The 18,599-nt window shown below is 62.9% G+C and carries 17 protein-coding genes and 1 tRNA gene; 6 read left to right on the plus strand and 12 right to left on the minus strand.

What is annotated here, in order from left to right; all coding sequences use genetic code 11:
- Nucleotides 1-65: 65 nt before the first annotated feature.
- Nucleotides 66-3,572, minus strand: a complete 3,507-nt coding sequence (gene rpoB, locus IEY43_RS12575) for a DNA-directed RNA polymerase subunit beta (RefSeq protein WP_188948930.1) — start codon at nucleotides 3,570-3,572, stop codon at nucleotides 66-68.
- Between the two features lie 714 nt (nucleotides 3,573-4,286).
- Between rpoB and IEY43_RS12580 the strand changes: the two genes are divergently transcribed.
- Nucleotides 4,287-4,784, plus strand: coding sequence for an aminoacyl-tRNA deacylase (locus IEY43_RS12580; RefSeq protein ID WP_188948931.1), 498 nt, complete (start codon nucleotides 4,287-4,289; stop codon nucleotides 4,782-4,784).
- On the opposite strand, the gene IEY43_RS12585 is transcribed toward IEY43_RS12580, so the two are convergent.
- From IEY43_RS12585 to IEY43_RS12620, 8 genes are all read right to left on the minus strand, one after another.
- Entirely contained in the window at nucleotides 4,738-5,907 is a 1,170-nt protein-coding gene (locus IEY43_RS12585; protein ID WP_188948932.1) for an acyltransferase family protein, read from the minus strand. The two genes, IEY43_RS12580 and IEY43_RS12585, sit on opposite strands and share 47 nt — an antisense overlap.
- 148 nt (nucleotides 5,908-6,055) lie before the next feature.
- The gene (gene rplL, locus IEY43_RS12590) at nucleotides 6,056-6,430 is read right to left on the minus strand and encodes a 50S ribosomal protein L7/L12 (protein WP_188948933.1); all 375 of its coding nucleotides are present in this window, start codon (nucleotides 6,428-6,430) and stop codon (nucleotides 6,056-6,058) included.
- A 71-nt stretch (nucleotides 6,431-6,501) separates the two neighbouring features.
- Nucleotides 6,502-7,023 (minus strand): 50S ribosomal protein L10, encoded by a 522-nt coding sequence (rplJ, locus tag IEY43_RS12595; protein WP_188948934.1) that lies wholly within the window; start codon nucleotides 7,021-7,023, stop codon nucleotides 6,502-6,504.
- Nucleotides 7,024-7,902: 879 nt separating this feature from the next.
- Nucleotides 7,903-8,604 carry a 50S ribosomal protein L1 gene (gene rplA / locus IEY43_RS12600; RefSeq protein ID WP_188948935.1) on the minus strand — a complete coding sequence of 234 codons (702 nt, stop codon included), beginning with the start codon at nucleotides 8,602-8,604 and terminating at the stop codon, nucleotides 7,903-7,905.
- Nucleotides 8,605-8,742: 138 nt separating this feature from the next.
- Entirely contained in the window at nucleotides 8,743-9,174 is a 432-nt protein-coding gene (rplK, locus tag IEY43_RS12605; protein WP_188948936.1) for a 50S ribosomal protein L11, read from the minus strand.
- Between the two features lie 127 nt (nucleotides 9,175-9,301).
- Nucleotides 9,302-10,138, minus strand: coding sequence for a transcription termination/antitermination protein NusG (nusG, locus tag IEY43_RS12610; RefSeq protein WP_188948937.1), 837 nt, complete (start codon nucleotides 10,136-10,138; stop codon nucleotides 9,302-9,304).
- Nucleotides 10,139-10,211: 73 nt separating this feature from the next.
- Nucleotides 10,212-10,460 carry a preprotein translocase subunit SecE gene (secE, locus tag IEY43_RS12615; protein ID WP_188948938.1) on the minus strand — a complete coding sequence of 83 codons (249 nt, stop codon included), beginning with the start codon at nucleotides 10,458-10,460 and terminating at the stop codon, nucleotides 10,212-10,214.
- 115 nt (nucleotides 10,461-10,575) lie between these two features.
- Nucleotides 10,576-10,648: transfer RNA gene (locus tag IEY43_RS12620), tRNA-Trp, on the minus strand.
- Nucleotides 10,649-10,913: 265 nt separating this feature from the next.
- Between IEY43_RS12620 and IEY43_RS12625 the strand changes: the two genes are divergently transcribed.
- Nucleotides 10,914-12,113 carry a pyridoxal phosphate-dependent aminotransferase gene (locus IEY43_RS12625; protein WP_188948939.1) on the plus strand — a complete coding sequence of 400 codons (1,200 nt, stop codon included), beginning with the start codon at nucleotides 10,914-10,916 and terminating at the stop codon, nucleotides 12,111-12,113.
- A gap of 70 nt (nucleotides 12,114-12,183) precedes the next feature.
- Here IEY43_RS12625 and IEY43_RS12630 read toward each other — a convergent pair whose 3' ends face one another.
- Together IEY43_RS12630 and IEY43_RS12635 are read right to left on the minus strand one after the other, a co-directional pair.
- Nucleotides 12,184-12,849, minus strand: coding sequence for a LuxR C-terminal-related transcriptional regulator (locus tag IEY43_RS12630; RefSeq protein ID WP_188948940.1), 666 nt, complete (start codon nucleotides 12,847-12,849; stop codon nucleotides 12,184-12,186).
- The gene (locus IEY43_RS12635) at nucleotides 12,846-14,117 is read right to left on the minus strand and encodes an ATP-binding protein (RefSeq protein ID WP_188948941.1); all 1,272 of its coding nucleotides are present in this window, start codon (nucleotides 14,115-14,117) and stop codon (nucleotides 12,846-12,848) included. Before IEY43_RS12635 ends, IEY43_RS12630 begins: the two co-directional genes overlap by 4 nt.
- A gap of 126 nt (nucleotides 14,118-14,243) precedes the next feature.
- On the opposite strand from IEY43_RS12635, the gene IEY43_RS12640 reads away from it, so the two are divergent.
- The 4 genes from IEY43_RS12640 to IEY43_RS12655 all read left to right on the plus strand — a co-directional run bounded on the left by IEY43_RS12640 (nucleotide 14,244) and on the right by IEY43_RS12655 (nucleotide 17,428).
- On the plus strand, nucleotides 14,244-15,626 hold the full coding sequence (locus IEY43_RS12640; RefSeq protein WP_188948942.1) for a PspC domain-containing protein: 1,383 nt from the start codon (nucleotides 14,244-14,246) through the stop codon (nucleotides 15,624-15,626).
- Nucleotides 15,627-15,637: 11 nt separating this feature from the next.
- Nucleotides 15,638-15,886, plus strand: coding sequence for a hypothetical protein (locus IEY43_RS12645; protein WP_188948943.1), 249 nt, complete (start codon nucleotides 15,638-15,640; stop codon nucleotides 15,884-15,886).
- 31 nt (nucleotides 15,887-15,917) lie between these two features.
- Nucleotides 15,918-16,160, plus strand: a complete 243-nt coding sequence (locus tag IEY43_RS12650) for a PspC domain-containing protein (RefSeq protein ID WP_188948944.1) — start codon at nucleotides 15,918-15,920, stop codon at nucleotides 16,158-16,160.
- Nucleotides 16,161-16,399: 239 nt separating this feature from the next.
- A complete protein-coding gene (locus IEY43_RS12655; RefSeq protein ID WP_188948945.1) occupies nucleotides 16,400-17,428 on the plus strand; it encodes a 6-phosphofructokinase in 1,029 nt (342 codons plus the stop codon).
- 87 nt (nucleotides 17,429-17,515) lie between these two features.
- Here IEY43_RS12655 and ygfZ read toward each other — a convergent pair whose 3' ends face one another.
- On the minus strand, nucleotides 17,516-18,598 hold the full coding sequence (gene ygfZ, locus IEY43_RS12660) for a CAF17-like 4Fe-4S cluster assembly/insertion protein YgfZ (protein ID WP_188948946.1): 1,083 nt from the start codon (nucleotides 18,596-18,598) through the stop codon (nucleotides 17,516-17,518).
- Between the last annotated feature and the right edge of the window lies 1 nt (nucleotide 18,599).

Here is an 18,599-nt window from a genome sequence, read left to right on the forward strand (position 1 = left end):
CGATACGAATAAGTCGGTGTGCGGCGCGGCCGCCCGGGCTGTGCAGTCCGGGCGGCTGCGCCGGACTACACTTCCTCTACGGAGTTCGGTTCCGACCGGGACAGGTCGATGCCGAGCTCTTCTGCGGCACGGAATGATTCCTCGTCCGATTCGCGCATTTCGATTGTCTGGCCGTCGGTGCCGAGCACCTCGACGTTCAGGCACAGCGACTGCATTTCCTTGATCAGAACCTTGAACGATTCCGGAACACCTGGTTCCGGGACGTTCTCGCCCTTCACGATGGCTTCGTAGACCTTCACGCGGCCGTGGATATCATCCGACTTGATGGTCAGGATTTCCTGCAGCGTGTAGGCGGCGCCGTAGGCCTCCAGGGCCCACACTTCCATCTCACCGAAGCGCTGGCCACCGAACTGCGCCTTACCACCCAGCGGCTGCTGGGTGATCATGGAGTACGGGCCGGTGGAACGGGCGTGGATCTTGTCGTCCACCAGGTGGTGCAGCTTCAGGATGTACATGTAGCCGACAGCAACCGGATCCGGGAACGGCTCGCCGGAGCGGCCGTCGAACAGACGGGCCTTGCCGGTATTGCCGATCAGGCGCACGCCGTCGCGGGTCTTGTTGGTCGAATCCAGGATTCCGCGGATTTCCTCTTCCGAGGCGCCGTCGAAGACCGGGGTTGCCACGGTGGTCGGGCCCGACTGGCGAGGCAGGTTCGGCAGGTCCTTGACCCAAGCCGGCTCTCCCTCGATGTTCCAGCCCTGCTTGGCAGCCCAGCCCAGGTGGATTTCCATGACCTGGCCGACGTTCATACGGCCTGGCACACCCAGCGGGTTCAGCACGACGTCCAGCGGAGTGCCGTCCTCCAGGAACGGCATGTCCTCCAGCGGCAGGATCTTCGAGATGACGCCCTTGTTGCCGTGGCGGCCTGCGAGCTTGTCACCGTTGGTGATCTTGCGCTTCTGGGCCACGTACACGCGGACCAGCTGGTTCACGCCCGGGCTCAGCTCGTCGTCGTTGTCGCGGTCGAAGATGCGCACGCCGATGACGGTGCCCGACTCGCCGTGCGGCACCTTCAGGGAGGTGTCGCGCACTTCGCGGGACTTCTCGCCGAAGATGGCGCGCAGCAGGCGCTCCTCCGGGGTCAGCTCGGTTTCGCCCTTCGGGGTCACACGACCCACCAGCACGTCGCCGGCCTCGACCTCTGCACCGATGTACACGATGCCGCGGTCATCGAGCTGGGAGAGGATGTCTTCCGAGACATTCGGGATGTCGCGGGTGATTTCCTCGGCGCCCAGCTTGGTGTCGCGGGCGTCGACCTCGTGCTCCTCGATGTGGATCGAGGTCAGCACGTCCTCGAAGATCATGCGCTGGGAGAGGATGATCGCATCCTCGTAGTTGTAGCCTTCCCAGGACATGAATGCCACGAGCAGGTTCTTGCCCAGGGACAGCTCGCCCTTGTCGGTGGACGGGCCGTCGGCGATGATCGACTGGTACTCCAGGCGGTCGCCTTCGGACACGCGCACGCGCTGGTTGTAGGCGTTGCCCTGGTTGGAGCGCGCGAACTTCATGATCGGGTACATCGACTCGGTGCCGTCGTCGTTCATGACAACCACCAGGTCGGCCGATACCTCGGTCACGACGCCCGGCTTGTTGGCCACCACGGAGTCGCCGGCGTCAATCGCGGCGTACTTCTCCATGCCGGTGCCCACCAGCGGACGGTCCGACTTCAGCAGCGGCACAGCCTGGCGCTGCATGTTGGCGCCCATCAGTGCGCGGTTGGCGTCGTCGTGCTCCAGGAACGGGATCAGGGCGGTAGCCACGGACACCATCTGGCGCGGGGAAACGTCCATGAAGGTCACTTCGTCGGCGTCGACGATGACAGGCTCGCCGCCGCCGCCCTTTTCGCGGACCAGCACGGCGTCTTCGGTGAACGCGCCGTTATCGTCCAGCGGGGCGTTGGCCTGCGCGATGTAGTGCTGCAGCTCGTCGTCCGCGGTCAGGTACTCGACCTCGTTGGACACGACCCCGTTGGACACCTTGCGGTACGGGGTCTCGATGAAGCCGAAGGCGTTGATGCGGCCGTAGGTCGCCAACGAACCGATCAGGCCGATGTTCGGGCCTTCGGGGGTTTCAATCGGGCACATGCGGCCGTAGTGCGACGGGTGGACGTCTCGAACTTCCATGCCGGCGCGGTCGCGCGACAGGCCGCCCGGGCCCAGGGCCGACAGACGGCGCTTGTGGGTCAGGCCAGCCAGCGGGTTGTTCTGGTCCATGAACTGCGAAAGCTGGGAGGTTCCGAAGAACTCCTTGATCGCAGCCACCACGGGGCGGATGTTGATCAGGGTCTGCGGGGTGATCGCCTCGACGTCCTGGGTGGTCATGCGCTCGCGCACAACACGCTCCATGCGGGACAGGCCGGTGCGGATCTGGTTCTCGATCAGCTCGCCCACCGCGCGGATGCGGCGGTTGCCGAAGTGGTCGATGTCGTCCACGTTCACCGGAACGTCGACGATCTCGCCCTTGCGGGTTCCCTGGACGGTCTTCTCGCCGGCGTGCAGCGCAACGAGGTAGCGGATCATGGCGACCAGGTCGTCGATCGAGAGCACCGAGGCGTTCTCCGCGTTGACCGGGGTCTCGACGCCGAGCTTGCGGTTGATCTTGTAACGGCCGACCTTGGCCAGATCGTAGCGCTTAGGCTCGAAGTACATGTTCTTCAGCAGGGCCTGGGCCGCTTCGACCGTAGGAGGCTCGCCTGGACGCAGCTTGCGGTAGATGTCCAGAAGCGCTTCGTTCTGGTCCTTGATGTTGTCCTTCTCAAGGGTGGCGCGCACCGAGTCGTACTGGCCGAATTCGGACAGGATCTGCTCTTCGCTCCAGCCCAGGGCCTTCAGCAGGACGGTGACCGACTGCTTGCGCTTGCGGTCAAGGCGTACGCCGATCTGGTCGCGCTTGTCGATTTCCAGTTCGAACCATGCACCGCGGGACGGGATGATGCGTGCCGAGTAGATGGTCTTGTCACTGGTCTTGTCCGGTGCGGACTCGAAGTAGGCGCCCGGGGAGCGGACCAGCTGGGACACGACGACACGCTCGGTGCCGTTGATGATGAAGGTGCCCTTTTCGGTCATCAGCGGGAAATCGCCCATGAACACGGTCTGCTGCTTGATTTCGCCGGTTTCATTGTTCATGAATTCGGCCTTGACGTACAGCGGTGCCGAATAGGTGGCGTCGCGGTCCTTGCACTCCGCAATGGTGTACTTCGGATCAGCGAACTCCGGATCCGAGAAGCTCAGGGACATGGTGTCCTGGAAGTCCTCGATCGGGGAGATTTCCTCGAAGATTTCTGCCAGACCCGAGGTGTTCGGCACGCTGGAGTCGCCAGCGGCTTCAGCCTTGGTCAGGCGCTCTACCCAGCGCTCGTTGCCGACGAGGCGGTCAAAGCTCTCGGTCTGCAATGCCAGCAGGTTAGGCACTTCAAGTGGTTCGTGAATCTTTGCAAAAGAAAGTCGGCCAGCGTATGCAGCATCGCGAGCCGAACTAGCGGTTTGGTTGTTAGGGTTGCTCGAGGCGACCAAGATGGATCCTTCCAAAGACCGTCAGGTTTCCGAACGCTTACCGTGCTAAGGTGCCTGTCATAGGACAGGCCCTCATTTTTCGTCCACGAGACCCACCGCTATATGAAGGCCGCGCGCGCAAACAGTAAGGCGCAAATTTCAACCTTACCGGAGGAATTTGCACTTGTCGACACCTCCGCCCGGAATCCGTGCTATAGTTTTGGGTTCTGCTCACGCAGGTCGGCCCCCACGCATCCCTGGATCCCGGGTTTCCCGCGGTATTCCGCGCGCCCCACTCCCCCGGGTCGACACTTTTCCCAGATGATTCCGGCATTTTTTACGCGCCGAAAGCATCATCCGCATATGAACTGGTTCACATTCCAATCGCGCGGATTCGCGGGAAAACCTCAACGTGCGATTAGTCACAGCAGCGCAGTGCGGCCGTTGGTGCTGCATCCAGGGGCCAGAATGACGCGGTTTTCTGCGACCTTCGAAAATTTTCCCGCTTCGTGACTTCCGAACCTCGGCGATCGGCCCCATCATCGCGGCAACGGGTGTTGGTGCTTTTCTTACGGCTCGCCCCGCCCGCAACTGGGCATCGCTACGGCGAGTATCGCATCGGCATACGCCCCTTGCCGATTCTTCTGCACTAGGCTCAGCTATAAGCACGCCGCGGTCGCTGCGCTGCGCATCTGGATTGCGACCAGCCTGGTCACGTGATGAGGAGTAGTTTCAATGTCGGATCTGAAGTCGTCGGAAGCAATGACCCGCGTTCTGTTGGATGCCGCGCGGCGCGAGGTGCCGATCGACATCGTGCCCCGCGCTGCGGCGAAGTCCCTAGAGGAAGCCGCCGAACTGCTGGGTGTGGTTCCCGAGCACCTGCTCAAGACCCTGGTGCTCAAGCGTTCGGACGATTCTTTCGTCTTCGCCCTGATTCCGGGCGGCCGGAAGCTGGATTGGCCCAAGATCCGCGCGGTGCTCCAGGTCAACAAGCTCTCCTTACCCGATGCGCAGACCGCATTGGCCGTGACGCATTACGCGCGCGGCACCATCACGCCTTTTGGCTCCCATACCGCATTGCCGGTCATCATCGACGCCAGCGTTTTCGCAGAGCCGGTACCGGAACGCGTGGCCATGGGCAGCGGTGATCCGCTGCATGGGCTGCTGGTGGATCCCCAAGACCTGGTCAGCGGCTTTGAGGCCACGATTGCCGATATTTCGACTCCGGAATAGCCACGTCGGGCTTCGCAAAGACGATCCGGACTGCGGCCTTGGCCTTGGTCAGTCCCGCGATGGTGCCATTGCGCAGGAGCAGGCCCAGCGGATTCTCGATGAACCGCACGACCGCGTAGGACCACAGCATCAGCACCGCGATGGTGCCGGCCAAGAGGAGATACTTGTTCACATGGCCATGCAGCTGCTCGATAATCCACCATCCCCAAAGCTGATGGAACAAGTACAGCGGGAAGGTCAGGGACCCCGCCACGGCCAGCCATTTGGCTTGGACATGTTTCAGCGGGGTTAGTGTGCACAGGGCCAGCAGGCCCACGCAGAGCACGATCAGCAGCTGGAAATGCCATGCGGGCACGTGCATGTTCGACAACTGCAACGCGTCTTCACTGCCCTTCAGGCCCGTGAAGTAGGCGGCAATCACCGTATTGAATGCCACGGCCAACCAGCGCAGCACGCTGTGTCCGCTGCGGTAGATCAGGTAGAGCACCATGCCTGCGGCGAACAGTGCAGCATAAGGGCCCGCGATCCATTCCTGGAGCTTGGCGTAGCTGGTGAAGTGCAGGTAGAGGCCCAAAGCCGGCCAGAGCACCGAGAGCAGCATGATCGATTTGTTGGTGATCAAGCCGCAAAGCAGCATCACGCCCAGCAGGATGTAGAAGCGCAGCTCGACCCAGAGCGTCCAATACACGCCGTCGAGATGCCGCACCTCGAAAGCCGTTTGCATCATGGTCAAATTCGGCAGGATGTCAGAGGGGGCGCGTCCATCGGCGATCGATGGCCAAATCACGAAGGACAACAGGGCCGCGGCGAGCACGGCGACCCAATAGGCGGGATAGAGCCTGCCCACGCGCGATCCGATGAACTGGATGACTGATTTCCCCTGCAACGACATCAGGATGACGAATCCGGAGATCAGGAAGAACAGTTGGACGCCGATTTGGCCGTAGCGGGTTGCCACGGAGAGCACTGGCCAGGCATCGGGGGCATACTGGCCCCAAAAATTGTGGCCCCACGCGGTGTAGTGATAGAGGACTACGACCACTGCGGCGGTGATGCGTAGACCGTCCAGCAAACCCAAGCGCGGGGCTGGTTTACGCTTCTGAAGGGTATCGCTTTTTGGCACGCTAACAAGCTTAAACACTGAACCTATAAAAACGCTGTTAATAGAAACGTTATAAAGGTATTTCTAAGTATTCATTCAGTTAACGGCCAAGGGCCCACAGATCGAAATCTGTGGACCCTTGGTAATAAGTTGCGAGTGACCGCGTAACTTACTTAACGGTAACGGTTGCACCGGCAGCTTCGAGGGCTTCCTTGGCCTTCTCAGCAGCGTCCTTTGCAACACCCTCAAGCAGAGCCTTAGGAGCTGCGTCAACGAGCTCCTTAGCTTCCTTCAGGCCCAGGGAAGTCAGTGCGCGAACTTCCTTGATGACTGCGATCTTCTTGTCGCCAGCCGCCTCCAGAACTACGTCGAATTCGGTCTGCTCTTCAGCAGCGGCTTCTGCGCCGGCAGCCGGACCTGCAACTGCAACAGCAGCAGCGGTAACGTCGAAGGTCTCTTCGAATTCCTTAACGAACTCGGAGAGCTCGATGATGGTCATTTCCTTGAATGCGGAAAGCAGCTCTTCGTTGGTGAGCTTCGCCATGGTCGGCGTCCTTTCGGTTTTGGCCTTGCGGCCTATGAATTTGGGTTACGTTGCGAGAGAATCTCGAAAGCTTAGGCTTCTGCCGGGGCTTCCTCGGCGGCAGCGCCACCGTTCTCTTCGAGCTTTGCACGCAGGGCGTCGACGACGCGGGCAGCGGCGGAAGCTGGAGCCTGCAGCACGGCAGCAACACGTGCCAGCTGAGTCTCGCGCGATTCCAGTGCAGCCAGGGCTTCGATGCCAGCCGTGTCAAGTGCCTTGCCTTCGAACCAACCGGTCTTGATAACCAGCTTTTCGTTGACCTTGGCGAACTCCGTGAGGCTCTTTGCGGCAGCAACTGCATCGCCCTTAATGAAGGCGATAGCGGTCGGACCGGAAAGCTGGTCATCGAAAGCTTCGATGCCGGCTTCCTTCGCTGCGATAGCGGTCAAGGTGTTCTTCACAACGGCGTACTTGGTCTCCTGACCAAGCGAGCGGCGCAGATCCTTGAGCTGTGCAACGGTAAGCCCACGGTATTCGGTCAAGACAGCCGCAGACGAATCTTTGAAGTCAGCAGTGATCTCTTCAATCGCTGCAGTCTTGCTCGGGGTTGCCATAACACTCCTTCCGGGGATTTGTTCGGTACCGTTTCATAACCGGCGAGGCCATAAAAAAGGCCCCGCGCAGGAGCACAGGGCAGTTTAACTCATTCAAGTCAAAGCAAATCTATGAAACCTGCGTTGGTTGTCCTTGCGGACCTTTAGGAGCATAAATGCTCAACCGACGGTCTTCGGTATTTCTATTGTAGGCATGCGTCATGCCCTCATCCAAATTCAGCGACATCGACAGGGAGGTGATCCTGCCCACGCGATTCGCGATTTAAAAAGACAAGGCCTGCATCTAGCACTTGGGGGACGCTAGATGCAGGCTACTTGTCGATGAATAAGCTTTGGGGAAACTTACCCATCCAGCGCCTGCATAGTCTTGGGGGTCCCATGCAGACACCGCTGAATAACTCAGTGCTTCAATGGTAACATTTCTTGCTCGCGACACAGAACCGAAAGCTGGCAAATTCCAATGAATTTCCCATGTTTTCAGGGGTTGGGAGCCCGGAAACCGCGAGATCATGGGGTTAAACGCATGATGAAATAATTTGAACTCATTTGCATGTTTATGCGCTAGCGGCCAATCTCGGCGCTTTCTCGGGATTCCCGCGGCCGCGCTTCCTGGCGGGTTCTCCACCTTCCGACTCCGGTCCGGGGCAAAACGGAACCTGGGCCCAGAAGGCGCCCTCGACGCATCTCCGCTCGCAAGCTCTCCCCCACCATGTGTAGCCGGGGCAGCCGGCGCAGCGGATCGCCAACCTGCGCTGCAGGCCCGAGCACTGCTTGGCACGGACCGGCTGGGCCCGGGACAGACCGAAGCTGTAACGCAAAAGCCCGCGGGCTCCACCACGATCAGTGATGGAGCCCGCGGGCTCAGCCAAGCTCTAAAGCCTAGGCCTCAACGCGGGTTACGTTCGAGTCAACAGGGATGCCTGGACCGAAGGTGGTGGCGATGGTGGCCTTCGAGATGTAGCGACCCTTCGAAGCCGAAGGCTTCAGGCGCATAACCTCATCCAGTGCAGCTGCGTAGTTCTCGGTCAGCTGCTTGGCATCGAACGAAGCCTTGCCAATGATGAAGTGCAGGTTCGAATGCTTGTCGACGCGGAAGTCGATCTTGCCGCCCTTGATGTCGTTGACAGCCTTGGCCACATCCATGGTCACGGTGCCGGTCTTAGGGTTTGGCATCAGGTTACGTGGGCCGAGGATCTTACCCAGGCGGCCAACCTTGCCCATCAGGTCCGGGGTAGCAACCGCTGCGTCGAAGTCGGTCCAGCCGCCCTGGATCTTCTCGATCAGGTCGTCCGAGCCAACGAAGTCGGCGCCGGCTTCGCGGGCTGCCTCAGCCTTGTCACCGTTGGCGAAAACAACCACGCGAGCGGTCTTGCCGGTGCCGTGTGGCAGGTTCACGGTGCCGCGAACCATCTGGTCGGCCTTACGTGGGTCAACACCCAGGCGGAATGCAACCTCAACGGTCGACTGGGTCTTGTCGCCAGCGATCTCCTTGGCCAGGGCGATTGCCTCGGCTGGAGCGTAGAACTTGTCAGCCTCGATCTTAGCCGCGGCGGCTACATATGCTTTGCTGCGCTTTGCCATCTGCGTTATCTCCTTATGCAGTCGTGGTCGTATGGACCGCGCGGGGTCCTGCCACGGGCGAAAGTCCAGGTGAACTGTTCGCCTTTTCTTGAATTCTTGAGTGTCCTTCACCCATGGGGTGAATGACCGAAGGCGTTATTAGCCTTCTACGGTCACGCCCATGGAGCGAGCGGTGCCGGCGATGATCTTGGCTGCTGCAGCCAGATCGTTGGCGTTGAGGTCAGCCATCTTGGAGGTGGCGATTTCCTCAACCTGTGCCTGGGTCAGGTTTGCAACCTTGTCGGTGTGCGGAACACCCGAACCCTTGGCGATGCCGGCAGCCTTCTTGATCAGCTCAGCTGCAGGTGGGGTCTTGGTGATGAAAGTGAACGAACGGTCTTCGTACACGGTGATTTCAACTGGAATCACGTTACCGCGCTGCGACTCGGTGGCAGCGTTGTAAGCCTTGCAGAATTCCATGATGTTGACGCCGTGCTGGCCAAGTGCAGGACCAATTGGAGGAGCTGGGTTAGCAGCACCTGCCTGGATCTGCAGCTTGATGAGTCCGGTGACCTTTTTCTTTGGGGCCATGTCGGGTCCTTCTACTCTTGCAGTTCCCACAGCACAGGAGCGTGGTGCGGGTTGTGGCTATCGTGGCGCGACAGCCGAACGCGCCCTCACTTCGAAAGCACTCGAAGCGGGGCACGAAGACTTAATACTACTGGATCTTAGTGACCTGGTTGAAGTTCAGGGTCACCGGGGTCTCGCGTTCGAAGATCGAAACGAGCACAACCAGCTGCGCGGCTTCCAGCTTGATCTCGGAAATCGTGGCCGGCATGGTCTCGAACGGACCATCGTTGACGATGACCGATTCGCCGACCTCGAAGTCCACCGTGACCTCGGTAATCGGGGCGCGACCTGGCTTCGCGGCGTTTGGCTGCTCGGTCGGGTCGACCACGGTGTGCTCCAGCATGGAGAACACTTCGTCGAGGTTCAGCGGGTTCGGATCGTGGGCGTTGCCCACGAAGCCGGTGACGCCTGGGGTATGGCGAACAACACCCCATGATGCGTCGGTCAGTTCCATGCGGACCAGGACGTAGCCCGGGATACGTACGCGGCGCACGATCTTGCGCTGGGTGTTCTTGACCTCGACAACCTCTTCCATCGGGACCTGGATTTCGTAGATGAAATCTTCCATGTCCTGGGTCTGGATACGGGTTTCGAGATTGACCTTGACGCGGTTTTCGTAACCTGCGTAGGTGTGGATTACGAACCAGTCGCCCGGAAGGCGGCGCAGCTTGGCGCGGAATTCTTCCTTGAGCTTGGCCACCTTGTCGGCAGCGTCCTCTTCAACTGGAGCTTCTTCCTCGGCGTCTGCATCATCGGCATCCACGTCCGCAACGAAAGCCTCGAAGGATTCGTCAACCGCTACGGTTGCCTCTTCGGTTTCGTCGATGGCAGCTTCTTCAGCTGCCTCCACCTGATCGCCGGCGGCTTCAACGAACTCGTTTTCGACCTCGTCATTAATCTGCGGTTCGAGTTCCTTGTCGGACACTGCGGATCCTGCTTTCTTTGACTGGATGACACTAAAATTGCCTCGGAGCGATTATACCGCCGAGGCAATCAAATTACTGTTCTACTTGCCGGGTGAACAGGAGGATCGATCCCTGCCCGAAGACGAAGTCCAAGGCCGTGACGATCGCGATGACCACCACGACGAAGCCAAGAACGACGAAGAAGTAGTTCACGAGTTCGCTGCGCGTTGGCGTGACGACCTTTTTCAGTTCGCCGATAACCTGGCGGAAGAACAGCATGATGCGGGCGAAGATGCCCTTCTTCTGCTTGCCCTTGCCCGGGTTCACTACAGCCTCTGTCACGCTGTTCCTCGTTTCAATTTTTTGGCCAGTTGAAACAATCACGGTGTGCCGCAGCCGTTCTGACCACAACACACCGTGACGTGAGATTCTCGCTGAGCGATAGATCGCTGCTGCGCAGGGCAGACAGGACTCGAACCTGCAACCTGCGGTTTTGGAGACCGCTGCGCTACCAATTGCGCCACTACCCTTTAGAGCTGAATGCCCTGTCGCACTTCCATCAGCGGATTTAGCGTTGTGCCTTGTCCGTTGCGATGTCTTTGCAACGAGAAATAACTTTACGCAACGAAATCCAAAATGTCGAACTGGACAGATGTGGTGTGGCGCATAACGCATTTTCGCCACCGCTGGACCGGTCGTGAGAGGTCATTTTTACGGTTCGGCGTGGGAACCGCGCCCGCGGGATCTAGACTAGAGGCATCACCAACCCTCGTTGACTTCAGGACGAAATCTTCCATGTCTAGAATCTCTCGCCGCATCGGCGCCATTTCCGAATCCGCAACCCTCGCTGTTGATGCCAAGGCCAAGGCCCTGAAGGCCGCGGGACGCCCGGTCATCGGTTTCGGCGCTGGTGAGCCTGACTTCCCAACCCCGGATTACATCGTCGAGGCAGCCGTCCAGGCCGCCCGCGACCCGAAGAACCACCGCTACTCCCCGGCCGGCGGACTTCCCGAGCTGCGTGAAGCCGTTGCAGCGAAGACCCTGCGCGATTCGGGCTACGAGATTGCCCCGTCCCAGGTCCTGATCACCAACGGCGGCAAGCAGGCCGTCTACAACACCTTTGCCGCGCTGCTGGATCCCGAAGACGAGGTCATCGTCCCGGCTCCGTACTGGACCACCTACCCGGAAGCCATCCGGCTGGCCGGCGGCAAGCCGGTGGACATCTTCGCCGGGCCGGAGCAGGGCTACAAGGTCACCGTTGAGCAGCTGGAATCCGTGCGCACCGAGCGCACCAAGATCCTGCTCTTCGTCTCCCCTTCCAACCCCACCGGCGCCGTGTACACCCCGGAGCAGGTCAGGGAGATCGGCCTGTGGGCCGCGGAACACGGCCTGTGGGTTGTCACCGACGAGATCTACGAGCACCTGACCTACGGCGATGCCCAGTTCAGCTCCATCGCCACCCTGGTGCCGGAGCTCGAAGACCGCGTGGTCGTGCTCAATGGCGTGGCCAAGACCTATGCCATGACCGGCTGGCGCGTGGGATGGATGATCGGCCCGAACGACGTCATCAAGGCCGCCACCAACCTGCAGTCCCACGCCACCTCGAACGTCGCCAACGTCTCGCAGCGCGCCGCGCTGGCCGCGGTAGCCGGTCCGCTGGATGCCGTGGAGGAGATGAAGACCGCCTTCAACCGCCGCCGCCTGGCGATCGTCGAAGGCCTGAACACCATCGACGGCCTGCACTGCCCGACCCCGGACGGCGCCTTCTACGCCTATTCGGATGTCCGGGGCCTGCTGGGCCGCGAGATCCGCGGTGTCGTGAACAACACCAGCGCCGAGCTGGCGGCCTTCATCCTGGAACAGGCGGAGGTCGCCGTGGTTCCGGGCGAGGCCTTCGGCCCGTCCGGCTACATCCGCATGTCCTACGCACTGGGCGACGCGGATCTGGCCGAGGGCGTCGAGCGCATGGTCAAGCTGCTGGGCGAAGCCAAGTAAGCCCCTGAACACCACAAGCCGTGGCGCCAACCTTTCCAGGTTGGCGCCACGGCTTGTTTTCTCCCGGGGCCTAGAGGATCTTGCGCTCCACGGCCCAGCGGGTCAGCTCGTGGCGGTTGGACAGCTGCAGCTTGCGCAGCACGTTGGAGACATGCGATTCCACGGTCTTGACCGAGATGAACAGTTCCTTGGCCACTTCCTTGTAGCTGTAGCCGCGGGCGATCAACCGCATCACCTGCAGTTCGCGGTCCGTGAGCAGGTCCAATTCCTCGTCGATCGGCCCCGGGGCCGCCGAGGAACCGAAGGCGTCGAGTACGAACCCTGCAAGGCGCGGGGAGAACACCGCGTCGCCCCCGGCCACCCGGCGCACCGCGTCGGAGATCTCCTGGCCCGAAATGCTCTTGGTGACGTACCCCCGCGCCCCGGAGCGGATCACCAGCACCACGTCCTGCGCCGAGTCCGAGACGCTCAGCGCCAGGAACTTGGTCTGGGCGAACAGGTGGGCGCAGGAGGCGAGCACCTCTGCTCCTCCGCCGCCGCGCCCGCCGGGCAGGTGGACATCCAGCAGGACCACGTCCGGGCGCTCGCGTTCGATGACCTCGATGGCCTGCTCCACGCTGCCGGCCTCTCCCACGATCTGCAGGTCCTCGGCCAGGTCCGCCCGCAGTCCGGAGCGGAAGATCGCGTGGTCGTCGACCAGCACTACCCGGTAGGCCGGTTCGATGTTTTCACTCATGATGTTTTCTGTTCTTCCTGGTCGTTGCCGCGCGGCATGCTCAACTGTACTTCGGTGCCGTCCTGGTCGCTGCGGATGCGCGCGGAGCCGCCGGCGCGTTCCATGCGCCCGAGGATGGATTCACGCACCCCGTGCCGGTCCTCGGGGATCGCGCCGAGGTCGAACCCGGTGCCGCGGTCGCGGACGAACACCTCGACCTGCGCCGGCGAGCATTCAAGATACACCGAGATCTTGCCCTCGGCGTGCTTCGCGGCGTTCATCATGGCTTCCCGGCTGGCGGCCACCAGCGCCTGCTGTCCGGCGAAGCCCTGGGCGTTGCCCACTGCCACCACGTCGACGTCGCGCAGCATCAGCTGTTCGATGCCCTCCGCCTCGTTCTGGATTTCGACCACCACGTCCTCGGCGTCAAGGTGCTGCTCGCCGTACAGCCACTGTCGCAGCTCGCGTTCCTGCACCCGGGCCAGTGTGCGCACGGCGGCCGGCTCCTCGCTGCGCTTCTGGATCACCGCGAGGGTCTGCAGCACCGAGTCGTGCAGGTGCGCCGCGAATTCCGCGCGCTGCGCGGTGGCCTGCCGGTTGCTGCGCTCGGCCAGGTAGTCGCGCCAGAGCTTCGCGCCCCAGGGCAGCAGCACCACCACGGCGCCGGCGATGATCGCCAGGGCCACCCAGAACCCGCCCAGCAGGTCCCCCACCGAGACGGTGCCGCTGAGGATCGCCAGCAGCCCGCCGATCACCAACACCAGGCCCAGGGCCAGGCGGATGACCAGCGTGGCGCCCAGCTTGCGCTCCGGCCGCACGGCGCTGCGGTCGATCTGCATCCAGGCGAGCAGGATGCCGCCGAGGATGCCGATGACCGGCCAGATCAGGTCCCAGCGGAAGTTCCAGCCAGCCCATTGGCCCAGGGCCAGGACCGCCAGCGCCAGCAGGCCCGCACCGATCAGCGCATCGCGCCAGCGGCTCAGCGACACCGCATTGTCGCGGCCGCTGAACAACCCCTGTTGCACGCGGGCCATTTCCTCGGCCAGGCTGCGGTTCCGGGTGCCCCAGGAACGCAGCTCGTCGGCTTGGGTTTCGTCCGCGCTGGGGGTGAAGACCCACAGCCACCCATACAGCAGCAGCCCGACCCCGCCCAGGGCGCTCAAGGCCAGGAAGCCCAGGCGCACATAGCCGACCGGGATGTTCAGGTGCTCGGCCAGTCCCCCGCAGACGCCGGCGATGAACCGGTTCTCGCTGCGCACGATGAATTTTCGTTGTTCCGGACTTGCCATGCTTCTAAGTCAAGCATGGAATGCCCGGGTTCCGGCGGCTTCTGGGCACAACCGGGGGCACCCCTAGGGATAAATCAGGGTAGCCCCTCATAGCGGGCACGGCGCCCTCGGCACGAGAATTGAAACATGAGGAACCAGAGCCCGGGTCACGAAGACAAGTTCTTCGCCCAGATGCGCAAGCCGAAGATCGTCCGCCAGGAATCCAAATGGATCGGCGGCGTTGCCGCGGGCATCGCCGAGCGCTTCGACATCGATGTGGTGCTGGTGCGCGGCGTGCTGGTGGCGCTGAGCATCCTCGGCGGTCTGGGGCTGGTGCTCTACGGCATCGCCTGGGCGTTGCTGCCGGACACCGAGAACCGGATCCATCTGGAACGCGCCATCAACAAGGAGTGGACCAGCGGCATGACCGGCGCGGTCATCACCGTGGCGCTCGGCATCTTCCCGGCCCCCTGGTTCCTGGACTCGCTGGCACCGATCCTGTGGCCCATCGCCATCGTCGCGGCCATCGTCTTCTTGATCTTCAAGCGCCGCAACACCAAGTACGACGGTTCGCGGCCCGGCGCTTCCTACCAGCCGGCCCCGGACTCCGGGGAAACCCCGACCGGAACCGTGGTTGAAAAACCCTGGCGTTCCGAGCGCACGTCGTTCAGCGCGCAGGCCCGGGTTCCGGGCAGCGAACCCGCCGGCGCCGCCGACCACTTCGACTTCACGCAGACACCCACTTCGGCTTCTGAGGAGCACACCATGGAATCTGAGCAACCGGGTCCCGCCGGACCGCAGGAGGGCCCCGCCTCGACCTCGCGGCCGGACGCGGACTACACCACCCCGTTCGAGCACCAGGCCTACCCGCCGCGGCCCAATCCCTCGAAGCAGGCCAAGGACGCCCGCCGGGCACGCCTGGCCCCTCCGGTGCCGGGCTGGATCGCCACCACCATCGTGGGCCTGACCATCCTGGTGATCGCCGCGGTGCTCAGCATCGACTACCTGAACCTCGTGGAACTGCCCGGCAACGGCTGGTCCGTCGCCCTGGCCTGCGGGCTGCTGCTGGTGGGCCTGAGCCTGATCCTGATCTCCGCCACCAAGCGCACCAGCGGGGGTCTGCTGGGGCTGGCTATTCCGCTGCTGGTGCTGACCGTCGTCTTCGGCGGCAGCTCCCTCGCATCGGGCAACCAGGGACTGGTGCACACCGGCAGTTCCGAGAATTCCTACAGCGCCGTCTTCAGCAATTCCACCCTGGACCTGACCGACAAGCAGAACATCGCCTCGGATACGACCGTCGAGGTCTCTTCCGTCTTCTCCAAGCTGGAACTGAAACTTCCGGACAACGTTCCGGTGAAGATCAAGAGCGACGGCGTCTTCATCTCGGATCTCGAAGGCCAGCTGCCCCAGGAACTGCGCCAGCTGCCGTCCAACGCCCCGACCCTCACCGTGGACATCGACGGGGTCTTCTCCAGCTTCGAATCAACGGTTTCCACCGGTTCCAGCCCCGCCACTTCACCACAGTTCTAAGGAACGGACACATGAACGCCAAACCAACCCGGGAGACCAAGTTCCCCACCGGAACCCTGGTCTTCGGACTCATCCTCGTCGTGGTCGCCGTGGTCTCGCTGAGCAACACGCTCTTCGACTGGACGCTGGACACCCCGCTGTTCTTCATCTCCCTCATCGCCCTGGCAGGTATCGTGATGATCGTTTCCGGCATCGCCTCGGCCATGAAGCGCGGCAACCGGGATGACGAGCTTCCGCCCCCGGCCAACCCCAACTACTAGACTTCCACCCCGAAAAACCAGGAGCCCGAACATGGACAAGTTCTTCAACTCGATCCGATCAATCCCGCTGCGCCGCGGCCCGGCCCGCATGGCCGGCGGCGTGGCCGGCGGACTGGCCGACAAGTTCGGCTGGGACGTCACCATCGTGCGCATCATCATGCTGGTCTCGTTCCTGCTGCCGGTGCTCGGCATCGGCGCCTACATCGTGGCCTGGCTGCTCATCCCGGCCCAGGACGACACCATCATCCTGCAGAAATGGCTCAGGAAGCTCTAGCCGGCGCCGCCTGAGGCGGCACAGCGCCCCGGGGCGGGTTTGCGGATCACCACTGGTCCGCAAACTCGCCCTTGTGGCCTTAAACACGTAGACTATTTTTCGAACTCGATGCTCAAAGGCGCGCGGATATCGAATGACATCCAGATGGATTCCCTGCACCGCTGCCCCTCGGGGATGAGCGAACTTCCCGGCCCAGGCTCCGCCGCAGGTGCAGTCCCATCATGACCAAGTGAGGGTAAATGCGCATTGGAATCATGACCTCGGGCGGAGACTGCCCGGGCCTGAACGCAGTGATCCGCGGTGCCGTGCTCAACGGCATCAAGAGCTACGAGCATGAATTTGTCGGCTTCCGCGACGGCTGGCGCGGCGTGAAGGACGCCGACTTCTTCGAGTTGCCCCGCACCGCGGTCCGCGGCATCGCCAAGCAGGGCGGCACCATCCTGGGCACCTCCCGCACCAACGCCTTCGAAGGCGAGAACGGCGGGCCGGAGAACATCTCCGCCGTGCTCAAGGACAACAACATTGATGCACTGATCGCCATCGGCGGCGAGGGCACCCTGGCCGGCGCGCAACGGCTGTGCGAGGCCGGGCTGCCGATCGTCGGTGTTCCCAAGACCATCGACAACGACCTGGACGCCACCGACTACACCTTCGGCTTCGACACCGCGAACCAGATCGCCGTGGAGGCGATCGACCGGCTGCGCACCACCGGAGATTCGCACCACCGCTGCATGGTCGCCGAGGTGATGGGCCGGCACGTGGGCTGGATCGCGCTGCATGCGGGCATGGCCTCCGGCGCGCACGCCATCCTGATCCCCGAGGTCTCCACGAGCATGGAGCAGATCTGCCAATGGGTCAACGAGGCCCACGACCGCGGCCGCGCGCCGCTGATCGTCGTCGCGGAGGGCTTCGTGCCCGAGGGCATGGAGGAAGCCTTCTCCGTGCGCGGCGTGGACACCTTCGGCCGGGCCAGGTTGGGCGGCATCGGCGAGATGCTGGCCCCGCTGATCGAGGAGCGCACCGGCATCGAGACCCGGGCCACCGTGCTGGGCCATATCCAGCGCGGCGGGGTGCCCACCGCCTTCGACCGCGTGCTGGCCACCAGGCTGGGCATGGCCTCGGTGGACTCGGTGGACGACGGGGCGTGGGGAACCATGGTGGCGCTGCACGGCACCAAGATCAACCGCGTGCCGATGCGCGCGGCCCTGAACAACCTCAAGCGGGTTCCCATGGATCGCTACAACGAGGCGAAGATCCTGTTCGGATAGCCTGCAAAGCCCGGAAACCGCGTTAAACAGCAGCACGAGCCGTGAAGTCCTTGCAGACTTCACGGCTCGTGCCGTTGTGCAGGCCGCCTACTTGGCAGGCGGGGTGCGCAGGAATCCGGTGAACCGCCCGGCCACCTGGCCGGCGTCCGGGGTCACGATGACCTCCTGGCTGGCGGGGTAGACGCTGTCGCCGTCCACCACGCTGAGCACCTCGCCGGGATCCACGTTGCGCTTGACGACACCCAGCGCGATCGGTCCTGCTTCGTAGTGCAGCGCCGCCGAAGTCACCCGGCCGACGGTCCGCTCGCCGAGCTTGATCTCTGCACCCGGCGACGGCAGCGTGTGCATGGAGCCGTCCAGGTCCAGGAATACGATGCGCCGCGGAGGGTGCCCGATGTTGTGCACGCGGGCGACCGTTTCCTGGCCCTTGTAGCAGCCCTTGTCCAGGTGCACCGAGGTGCGCAGCCAGTCCAGCTCGTGCGGGATGGTCTTTTCGTCGATTTCCGCGCCGAAGCGCGGCTCCCAGGCGGCGATGCGCAGCGCTTCCACCGACATCATGCCGGCCAGCTGCTCCTCGCCCGCCGCCTCGACGAGCTGGTCCAGCTCGACCACGTGCAGCAGCCACGGACGCTCGGCGCCCGGGTGGTCGGCGCGCGAGTAGGCCCAGCCGCCTTCGGCAACCCCCGGCCACGGATCGGTCCAGACCAGATCCCCCGCGGTGGGGATGCGCCGGGTCGCCGCGAGCACGCCGTGGGTGGCGGACAGGTCGTTGACCTCGACGCGGAGCATGAAGCGCATGGAGTTCAAGAACTCCTCCAGCGCCGGTCCACGGCCTGGTTCGACGATCAGCAGCAGGCGCTCCCGGTCGATCAGCAGCTTCATCTCGTGCTCAATGCGCCCCTGGACTGAGAGCAGCAGCGCCTGGCTGCTGTCCCCGGGCTTGAGCGCCGTGGTCTGCTGGGTGCTCAGGGTGTTCAGCCAGCTCTGCCTGTCCGCCCCGGTGATCTCCAGGACGTCGAAATGCGACAGGTCGGCAATTGCCTCGCCCTGGAACAGCCGGCGGGCTTCGCGGGTGGGCGCACCGTAGTGCGCGGCAACCCCTGCGTCGACTCCTCCGGCTTCCACTGCGCCCTCGCGCTGCAGCAGCCGGGAACGATAGGTTTCAGTCATG

This window comes from Glutamicibacter protophormiae (genome assembly GCF_014647495.1).
Taxonomy (GTDB): domain Bacteria; phylum Actinomycetota; class Actinomycetes; order Actinomycetales; family Micrococcaceae; genus Glutamicibacter; species Glutamicibacter protophormiae.